The sequence below is a fragment of the Idiomarina baltica OS145 genome, from assembly GCF_000152885.1.
Taxonomy (GTDB): domain Bacteria; phylum Pseudomonadota; class Gammaproteobacteria; order Enterobacterales; family Alteromonadaceae; genus Idiomarina; species Idiomarina baltica.
This window is the reverse complement of the sequence record NZ_CH672410.1, coordinates 47,926-56,374: the sequence shown is the minus strand read 5'-3', so window position 1 is coordinate 56,374 and position 8,449 is coordinate 47,926. Positions and strand designations below refer to the sequence as shown.

General features: G+C 50.3%; 5 protein-coding genes. 3 read left to right on the top strand and 2 right to left on the bottom strand.

The window, feature by feature from the left end:
• The coding region (locus OS145_RS12540) for a zinc-dependent metalloprotease family protein (protein WP_006956895.1) at positions 1 to 2,890 on the top strand (2,890 nt) is incomplete at its 5' end.
• Between the two features lie 33 nt (positions 2,891 to 2,923).
• Here OS145_RS12540 and OS145_RS12535 read toward each other — a convergent pair.
• Together OS145_RS12535 and purL are read right to left on the bottom strand one after the other, a co-directional pair.
• Positions 2,924 to 3,427, bottom strand: a complete 504-nt coding sequence (locus OS145_RS12535; protein WP_242603679.1) for a porin family protein — start codon at positions 3,425 to 3,427, stop codon at positions 2,924 to 2,926.
• A 134-nt stretch (positions 3,428 to 3,561) separates the two neighbouring features.
• Positions 3,562 to 7,452 carry a phosphoribosylformylglycinamidine synthase gene (gene purL, locus OS145_RS12530; RefSeq protein ID WP_006956897.1) on the bottom strand — a complete coding sequence of 1,297 codons (3,891 nt, stop codon included), beginning with the start codon at positions 7,450 to 7,452 and terminating at the stop codon, positions 3,562 to 3,564.
• A gap of 146 nt (positions 7,453 to 7,598) precedes the next feature.
• Here purL and OS145_RS13450 point away from each other — a divergent pair, with 146 nt between their 5' ends.
• Both OS145_RS13450 and rfaH read left to right on the top strand, forming a co-directional pair.
• A complete protein-coding gene (locus OS145_RS13450) occupies positions 7,599 to 7,742 on the top strand; it encodes a hypothetical protein (protein WP_006956898.1) in 144 nt (47 codons plus the stop codon).
• Between the two features lie 203 nt (positions 7,743 to 7,945).
• On the top strand, positions 7,946 to 8,443 hold the full coding sequence (gene rfaH, locus OS145_RS12525) for a transcription/translation regulatory transformer protein RfaH (RefSeq protein ID WP_006956899.1): 498 nt from the start codon (positions 7,946 to 7,948) through the stop codon (positions 8,441 to 8,443).
• Positions 8,444 to 8,449 lie beyond the last annotated feature (6 nt).

Sequence of the window (8,449 nt, the reverse complement as noted above, 5' to 3'; positions counted from 1 at the left end):
TTTCAGCGTACTATATTACTCGACGGTGGGCGCTCAAGAACACGCGTCTCCCCCCCTTCATACGCGTCTTGCTCAGCAACAACTATCGATTGGCAGTACACTGTCGTTAGATTCGCCCGATCTGACTGGACGACTCGTTGTTGCTGAAGGAAGTCATCCTCAACGAGGCTTTTATGTGCTGAGTAAACACACACGTGATGGAAGGCTTATCCCTTTTGCAGGTACGTTATACCACACTGCCGAACAAACCCTTTACACGGTGCAAAATGATGCCGGGACTTGGATAAAGGTATACCAGTCGGCTAAGGGCACGCACCGAGAAATACTGAATCAGGGGTATCCAGAACCACTACGCATGCCGACAAACACTGCTCAACGGCGCTCCCTCGATACGATTAATTGGCAAAGCGCCGCCTCGGATGAACGTCTTCAACCGACGGCTATCAGTACTGAAGCGCCATCCGACAGTAGTATCGACACACTCATTTTGTTCGATCCTCGCTTACCTGCTTATATGGCAGACAACAATGCGGCATTTGATGCTGACATCGAATATGCGGATGCCGTTACAAACTTCGTTTTTGAACAATCTGAACTTAGTTTAAGTCACCGTATTGTCGGCGCACACCCTATCGTCTTGCCTGCGACTCGCGATGACTTTGTCGGTGCGGCTTCCGAAGACATACTCGATCAGTTGGTCAATAGCGGCGCAGCAAAGCGGCTTCGCGATCAATACAATGCAGACGTTATTCATTATATTGGCGTCAGTGATGCGGTCTGTGGTCAAGCCTATGTTGCTACCGACATTGCCGCCGATAATACGTTTTTTGGTGTATCGCCTGACTTCCATGTGGCATTTACAACATACCAATGCCTAGGTTCGGGCACGTTCCCTCATGAGTTAGGTCATAATATCGGTCTCCTCCATGATCGCTACACGCTCGATAATAATGAGCAGGGCGCCGGGACTCAAATCGACAATCATATACCTTATGGCTATGTTGATCCCGAAGGAGAGTTTTACACCATCATGGCCTACGGCTCGAGCTGTCGAGATATTGCCCCTAACGGAACTTGTAACCGCGAAGCGCTATACTCGAGCCCCGACCTAGATGTTAACGGTACACCCGCCGGCAAATCAGATGCTAACGTTGATGCAGCCAATGCAGCTCACGCCACGACATTAACGACCCCATGGACGCGCCGGTTTCAACAGTGGGACGATTATCGTAATATTGGGCTGAGCGTTGATGGTTCAGCCCTCCAATTACAGTTGCCATCCCAGTCAAACGGTGACTATGTTGTGTTAAACCGCAACTGTTACAGCAACCGCTACTTTACTCAGCAGCAAATTGACAATGGCCAAGTCATAAGTGAATCAACACTTACCGGCACCATTCAACCGGGTAATCTAGGCCTCTGTGTGTTAGCGCCCTCAACCAATAATGGCTATCAATTGATGGGCGAGTTTTCTGCCTCGGTGTTATCTAACGGTTCAAGTAACGAATTTATTTTTACCAACGATAACGTACTCTTTGCAGGCGTCGAACAGACACAATCGTTTACCGTACTATTAAGCGACGACAGTATTCTTAACGCAAATATCGAGCTCGCGACTTACTTTGACGAATCCATGGGTCGTCCGAGTATCAGTGAAGGCATCGCCCAAGCGCGTGAGTGGTTTGACTTCTCGGTATCGGGGAGTGGTGCTGAGCGGACGCTGACTATTACGCCGAAGCGTTCCCAGGCAGCGATTGCGGCTGAATTGGCGGATACCGACCAACGTAATGTGTTTCAGATGCCACTGCGCTTAGTAAACACTAACTTCTCTGAATACAGCGTATCGAGCATGATTTGGTGGGAAGGTCCTACGAGCAACGACACCCCCGTCACAGGTTACCTAACACAAGGCTATGAGATTGTATCGGACGAAGCGGTTAGCCTATCTGCTGAGTTAGTCAATGTACCTACGGATATTACGCCAACCTATTCTATCGGCGGTGATGTCAGCATTGATAACCTAACGGTGACTCAAACCAACCGCACCACCACACCACAAGGTGACGTCATTACTCTCAGCGTTGAAGGTGATGCAACTCGTATCGCCGATACAGGTACAGTAACTATTGTTGCTGACTTAGGTGTTCAAGGTGCACCCGATGTGACGATTCCGATTCGTGCATATAGTAACAACCAGCCTGCGATTTTAAGCTTTACCGCAAGTAGCGACACCATTCTCGAGGATGAGCAGTTTACTTTGACCGTCACGCTGAATGAGCCGAGCGATACTTCGTTCTACGATACCCTGACCGTTGAGCAACGCTTACCAGGCCGCGACAACGTGGTGTTTGAGCCAGCGCGTAGCAATGGCAACGTGTTTGAGTTTGATATTCCGGGGCAAGCGCCAGGTATATATGACTTTGTGGCGACTATTAACGACGGCAACGCCAATTCCGTTATGGAAACCCTGAGTGTCTCCATTGAGGCGATTGAACCGATTGCTGTCGATGCGATGAGCTTCTCGCCTTCCAACGTTCGCGCCGGCGGTGCAACGACTGCAACGATTACAACCTCGGGTACCTTAACGATCGATACAACGGAATGGGCCGTTAGTGATAGCTCCGTCACTATTAGTAACGAGGATCTGACCTCTGCGCGCTTAAGCTTTAGTGAGCAAGGCACTTATACCGTGTCGGTCACCGTCACTGATACTGCCGGTAATACGGATACCTTAGAGGAAACTATCGATGTTGCGGCGGCACCAACGACCACAACGGGTGGTAGTTCAGATGGCGGCAGTAGTGGTGGTAGTACAGGTTGGTTGATGCTGCTGTTACTGGCAGGCTTGGGTGGAGTCAAGCAAGGTTGGATAAAAAAGCGGGGCCGTTAAGCCCCGCAAACCACCTTGCTCGGAGTGGAAACCTTAGAATTTGTAGGTGATACCCACGCGGAATTCGTTGTCGATATCGTCGAAATTGCCACGGAAACCGATATCGGCAGCGAAACGCTGATCGAAGTTGTAACGCACTTTGGCGCCCACTGACGCATAACCGTCTAGTGCTGAGTCGTAGGTTGCATCAAACATGGCTGTTGCTTGCGTGCTTAAGCCGATTTCAGTACCGATACCCACGTAGCCACCCGTGTCATCGGTATTACCAAAATCGTAATGGCTCATGCCGCCTTTCAAGAACAACGGGCTGTTGCTCAACAAATATTGGCCGCCTAAACGCGTACCAAAATCACCAATATCAAACGCCTCACCTTCAATCACCCAATGTGAATCGATTTGACGTGATGCTTTAATATAAAAGTCTGAATCACCAAAATCGTTGTAACCACCGCTGACATAGTTACGGTCTTCTGCGTGTGCAGTGAGCGCAACCGATGCGGCTAAGATACCTGTGAGTGCTATAATACGTTTCATCATACTGCCTCCTGTTGAGTCTTAATTCTATTATGCGGTTCCTCAGATATTTGGCTAGGCTCGCAGGCGTAAATGTTTTGAAAAGGCAAAAAAAAGAGCAAGCTCAATGGCTTGCTCTTTTTTTATTCACCCGCTTGTTAGAAACGCGTACGTGCGTTACGGAACATGCGCATCCATGGGCTATCCTCACCCCACTCATCGGGATGCCAGCTGTTCGCGACAGTGCGGAATACACGCTCGGGGTGCGGCATCATAGCCGTCACCCGGCCATCGCGACTGCTGACCGCGGTAATGCCATTAGGCGAGCCGTTAGGATTGGCAGGGTATTGCTCTGCCACGTCGCCCCAGTTGTCGATATAGCGTAATGCTACCTGACCCGCCTGCTCAAGTTGTGCTTGTTGATCGGCTGCGGCAAATTCGGCACGCCCTTCACCATGAGATACGGCAATCGGCATTTTCGAGCCTTGCATACCGTCAAAGAACGCCGAATTTGTCGCTTGTACTTCAACCAAACTAAAGCGCGCTTCAAACCGTTCGCTGCGGTTGGTGACAAAACGCGGCCAATGTTCAGTACCCGGAATCAGGCTTTTCAGTGTTGAAAGCATCTGACAACCGTTACACACGCCTAACGCTAACGTATTGTCGCGGTTAAAGAACGCTTCGAACTGATCACGAGCGCGTTGATTAAATAAGATGGATTTGGCCCAACCTTCACCGGCACCCAGTACATCGCCGTATGAGAAGCCACCGCAGGCAGCGAGTGCTTGCATCTCATCAAGGGTGACACGCCCTGTTAAAATATCACTCATGTGCACATCGACGGCTTCAAAACCTGCACGGTCAAAGGCGGCGGCCATTTCGTAATGCGAGTTCACACCTTGCTCACGCAAGATAGCCACTTTCGGTGCGCTGCCTTTAGCAATGTAGGGGGCTGCGATATCTTCATGCACATCAAAGCTTAAATCGGCTTGCAAGCCTGGGTCGTCTACCCGTTGTTTCAGCTGAAACTCCTCATCGGCGCAGACTGGGTTATCACGTAACCGCTGCATTTGATGCGTGGTTTCGGCCCACAACGTACGGTAATGCGTGCGCGATGAATCAATAACGGTGTCACCATTAAAGGTCAGTTTAATCTCGTCTCGCTCGGTGGGCTGACCAATGATATGGACCGCGTTCTCAAGCCCTGCTTTTTGGAATGCAGAGAGTACGTGTTCACGCTGATCGGCCGTCACTTGTATGACCGCACCGAGCTCCTCGCTGAACAGTGCCGCTAAGGCTTCATCACCCAAATCGCTCAAGTCGGCTTGGACACCACAGTGACCGGCAAACGCCATCTCAGCCAAGGTCGTCATTAAACCGCCATCGGAGCGGTCGTGATACGCAAGAATACGCCCTTCGGCTATCAGCTGTTGCAGTGTTTCGAAAAATGCTTTGAACTGCGCTGCGTCGTCTAAGTCGGGGGTTTGTTCACCCAGTTGCTTGTACACTTGTGCCAACGCTGAACCACCTAACCGGTTCTTACCTTGACCTAAATCGATAGCAATCAGGTGGGTATCACCTTTATCCAGACGCAGTTGCGGTGTCACGGTGTTACGTACATCGTTGACCCGTGCAAAGGCGGTAATCACCAATGACAGTGGTGCGGTTACGGCTTTGTCTTCGCCTTCCTCTTGCCACTGGGTTTTCATCGACATGGAGTCTTTACCTACCGGAATGGTGATTTCCAATGCAGGGCATAGTTCTTCACCGATGGCTTTTACCGCCTCGTATAAGCCAGCATCCTCACCGGGGTGACCGGCGGCGGCCATCCAGTTTGCGGACAATTTAACGCGTTTTAATTCACCGACATCAGCAGCGGCAAGGTTAGTCAAAGCCTCAGCCACTGCCATGCGCGCAGAAGCGCCATAGTTTAGCAAGGCTAATGGCGTGCGCTCGCCCATCGCCATGGCTTCACCATGATAGGTGTCGTACGAGGCGGCGGTGACCGCCACATCGGCGACCGGTACCTGCCACGGACCGACCATTTGATCGCGCGCGACCAAGCCGGTGACCGAGCGGTCACCAATAGTAATTAAGAACGTCTTCTCGGCGATGCTTGGTAAGCGCATCAAGCGTTCTGCAGCTTCGTTGGCATCGATGCTGTTGAGTTTAAGCGCTTCGCCAGCCGCTTGTTGACGTTTGACATCACGGTGCATTTTGGGTGGCTTACCGAGTAGCACGTCGAGCGGTAGATCAATCGGCTGGTTATTGAATTTCGCATCATTTAATAAGATGGTGAGTTCTTCGGTCGCTTCACCAATTACGGCGTACTCGGCACGCTCGCGCTCACAAATTTGCTCGAAACGCGCCATGTTTTCTGGAGCGATGGCAATCACGTAGCGCTCTTGTGATTCGTTACACCAGATTTCCAGCGGTGTCATACCGGGTTCGTCGTTGGGTATGTCACGTAGTTCGAAGCGGCCGCCCCGCCCCCCGTCGCTGACGAGCTCTGGCATGGCATTGGATAAACCACCCGCGCCTACGTCGTGAATAAAGGCAATGGGGTTATCTGAACCGAGCTGCCAACAGCGATCGATGACCTCTTGGCAACGCCGCTCCATTTCTGGGTTGTCGCGCTGAACGGAAGCAAAATCAAGGTCTTCTGCTGACTCGCCCGATGCCATTGACGACGCAGCGCCGCCCCCCAGACCGATGTTCATCGCAGGACCACCCAGTACCACCAGTTTGGCACCCACGGGGATGTCGTCTTTTTGTACGTGGGCCTCGCGGATATTACCCAAACCACCGGCAATCATAATGGGTTTATGATAACCGCGCACCTCACGACCATTATGACTATTCACGGTTTGCTCATAAGTACGGAAGTAACCGGTTAGCGCTGGGCGACCAAACTCATTGTTAAATGCGGCACCACCGAGCGGACCTTCGAGCATGATATCGAGTGCGCTTACGATACGCGCAGGCTTGCCGTAGTTTTCTTCCCACGGTTGTTTGAAGCCAGGAATGTTTAAGTTAGATACGCTAAAGCCAACCAAACCTGCTTTGGGCTTTGAGCCGATACCGGTGGCGCCTTCATCACGGATTTCACCCCCTGATCCCGTTGCGGCACCGGCGTAAGGAGCAATCGCTGTCGGGTGATTGTGGGTCTCGACCTTCATTAAGATATGAATCGGTTCGTGATTATAACTGTAGGAGGTCGATTCAGGCGCTGGATAAAAGCGCCCTGCTTCATGTCCTTCCATCACCGCGGCGTTGTCTTTGTATGCCGACAACACATAGTCTGGCGTGACCTCAAAGGTGTTTTTGATCATTTTGAAGAGCGATTTAGGCTGTGCCTCGCCATCAATGGTCCAATCCGCGTTGAAGATTTTGTGACGACAGTGTTCAGAGTTTGCCTGCGCAAACATGTACAGCTCGATATCGTTTGGATTACGCCCTAACTTTTTGAAGTTTTCTAATAGATAATCGATTTCGTCATCAGCAAGCGCTAGACCGAGCGATACGTTGGCGTATTCTAGCGCTGAGCGGCCCTCGGCAAGAATATCGACGTTGGATAATGGGGCTGGCTCGGCTTGTTGAAACAGCTTTTCTGCATCACTCATGTGATACAGCACGCTCTCAGTCATGCGATCATGCAAAAGGAGTGCAGCTTGTTTTTGCTCCTCGGCGGATAAGTCACCGTCTAGATAATACGCAACGCCGCGTTCAATACGATGGACTTCTTTAATGTCGCAGTTATGGGCAATGTTGGTTGCTTTTGATGCCCAAGGCGAAATAGTGCCAAGGCGTGGGACGACCAAAATAAGCGTACTGGATTCGCTGGGTGATTGTTGTTGAGCGGTGGGGCCGTAGGTTAGCAGTTGCTTGAGAATGTCGTGATGCGCGTCGGAGAGTGTGTTGCGAAGGTGAATAAAGTGCTGATACTCCGCATATAAACTCTTTATGGGGATCCCCGCATGTTTGAGTTGTTCAAGCTTTTTTGTAATTTTGAACGCCGATAAGGCAGGTGAACCACGAAAGATTTCCACGACAACAGTCTCCAACGCTTGTGTAAAATTTGCGCGGCGATTATATCGAAAAATCCCTCTGCCTGCCATGTTTGACTTTGGCTTTTTAAGTGACAGCTTAGGAAGTGATCTGCTAGGATCAAGTTCCACCTGCAAAGGAGTCTTGTATGTCACAACGCCGAATTAATAAGACCGCCAATGATGCTCGCCGCCGTGCTGTTGTCCGCGCTCGTCGTAAACGAATTATTGAGCGCAGAGAAAAGTGGTTTCGTTTAGTCAAAAAAGAAGGCACACCTAAAATCGAGCGTTAATGTCTCAAGAGCATTAGCATTATCGTAGTGGCTTGATGGATTCAATATGAGCCTTTTAGAATCAATGCTATATTCTAGATGCATTTTTCACGATTTTTGACGTCAACTTTTTACGTTAACTAATATAATCTTTAAAGTTTTGTAAATTTGCTTGTAGTAGCGATAGACTTTTTTGGTCAGATGAAACACATAGGGTTTTGCGTATGGATTCAATGGCAAACGATGGCTGGTATGTTCTAAAGACAAAGCCGCGTCAGGAAGACCGCGCTTTAGAAAACCTAGCTCGTCAAGGGTTCAACAGCTTTGGACCCAAGCTTGCTGTCGAACGTATATTGCGCGGGAAGCGTACTGTTCGCACCGAACCCATGTTTCCTGGGTACATTTTTGTACAATCTGATGAATTAGCGACGCAGTTTTACAAATTGCGAAGCACTTATGGCGTTCATTCGGTCGTACGTTTTGGCGATCGAATACCAAAGCTTCCGCAGTCATGGATAGACTCAATACGGGGCATGGAGGCCTCAGCGGAAACTCAAGCCCCCGAAGTGGGTGACCAGGTCGAGATTACCGAAGGACCGTTCAAGGGTTTTCTTGCGAAAGTCGTTGCGCTTGATGGAGAGTCTCGTTGCTTTGTGCTGCTAGAGTGGATGCAAAAAGAGGTTAAAGCGTCCATGTCGTATAGCGAACTGCAAATTCAGTGAACCCAT